We start from the raw sequence: 1,545 nt of genomic DNA, 5'->3' as shown, positions 1-1,545 counted from the left end.
AAGGTGTTTTTTAGCGCCAACGAGATTGCGTTTAATTATTTTAATAATAAGCACAGTAACTTGTTTTTAGCGACGTTTTGGCAAGGTTGTCAGCAACAAGTACATAATGGTTATCTACCCGATGTTTATCCTTACAAACAAAGTTGGCGCTTTTGAGGTTGTTTGAATCTGTGTTCATCCCCATCTATATGTTATTACAGTTTTTAAACTTGGAGCAACAATGAAATATATTTCTCATGAAGATGGTAATCTTGCATTTAGTGAAACCGAAAAACCGGTTTTAAAGAGCCATGAAGTACTTGTTAAAGTTGCAGCAATAGGTGTAAACCGTGCAGACAGCATGCAGCGCCAAGGTAAGTACCCGGCCCCTGCGGGAGATAGCCCTATTTTAGGTTTAGAATGTGCGGGTACAGTCACCGAGCTCGGTAAAGATGTAGATAACACTTGGCTAAACAAACGTATTTTTACGTTGTGCTCAGGCGGCGCTTACAGTGAATATGTAGCCGTTGATGCAAAGCAGCTTATGGAATTACCCGATGATGTAACAATGGCTGAAGGCGCTGCAATAAGCGAAGTGTACCTAACAGCATTTGGCGCGTTATTTGAGCTTGGTAAATTGCAAAAAGGGCAAACAGCGCTTATTCATGCAGGTGCTAGTGGTGTGGGCGGTGCAGCAATTCAAATGGCTAAAAGCGCAGGTGCTACCGTTGTTATTACCGCAGGTACTGACGAAAAATGCCAACACGCAAAAGAACTCGGTGCCGATCATGCAATTAACTACAAAACCACCGACTTTGTAGAATATATGAAAGCAAATGAGTTAACAGCAAATGCAATTGTAGATCCTGTTTCGGGTAGTTACTTAAATAAAAATGCCGCTATTGCAGCCATGGATTGCCAAATTGTGATGCTTGCATTTTTAGATGGACGTTTTGCAGAGGTTGATTTTGCCGCGCTTTTACAAAAGCGTATTTCGTTTCATGCCTCAACGCTTAGAAATCGTAGTATTGAGTTTAAACGCCAGGTGCGCGACGACTTTGTAGCGCGTTTTTACAATGATATTGCCACTAAAAAGTACGACTTTAACCTGTATAAAACATTGCCTTGGAGCGACGCAAACGAAGCCCATGCTATTTTAGAGCGTAATGAAAACGCAGGAAAAGTGGTTTTACTTGTAGGGTAACTCTTTAATTTTAGGGTTTAGCCCATATACTAAGCCCTATAAAAAACACTTAAGGTTTAATAATGAATCCAATACTAGCAATACTTAAAGAGCACAATGTAAGCGACGAAAAAGTAAAAGCATTGTTTGAAGCGTTTACTCAAAACCCAATGATGGCAATGGCGCTTGTTCAAGAGCTTGGTATTCCGCCAGAAAAACTACAGCAACTAATGGCAGTAGTAATGACTCAACCGCACCTTATTAAAGAAGCGACTGACGAACTTGGTTTAGATTTTGAAAAAGTAAAAGAAGCGAAAGAAAAACTAAATCAATAATTTGTTATGTGATGAAAAAAAATAAATAAAAAAGAACATAAGTAACTT

General features: G+C 39.4%; 3 protein-coding genes. All 3 read left to right on the top strand.

Going from position 1 to position 1,545, the window contains the following annotated elements; genetic code table 11:
- Nucleotides 1-156 (top strand): isocitrate dehydrogenase kinase/phosphatase-domain containing protein (locus tag P20652_RS20270; protein ID WP_139048227.1); only part of this gene is annotated, 156 nt, incomplete at its 5' end.
- A 64-nt stretch (nt 157-220) separates the two neighbouring features.
- Entirely contained in the window at nt 221-1,183 is a 963-nt protein-coding gene (locus tag P20652_RS06040; RefSeq protein ID WP_008170290.1) for a zinc-binding dehydrogenase, read from the top strand.
- Between the two features lie 62 nt (nt 1,184-1,245).
- Complete coding sequence (locus P20652_RS06045) at nt 1,246-1,497, top strand: DUF2999 family protein (RefSeq protein WP_007582532.1); 252 nt, start codon at nt 1,246-1,248, stop codon at nt 1,495-1,497.
- Nucleotides 1,498-1,545: the final 48 nt, after the last annotated feature.

Source organism: Pseudoalteromonas sp. BSi20652 (assembly GCF_000239855.1).
Classification (GTDB): domain Bacteria; phylum Pseudomonadota; class Gammaproteobacteria; order Enterobacterales; family Alteromonadaceae; genus Pseudoalteromonas.
The sequence above is the reverse complement of the archived record's forward strand: the minus strand, read 5'-3'. Positions and strand labels throughout refer to the sequence as shown.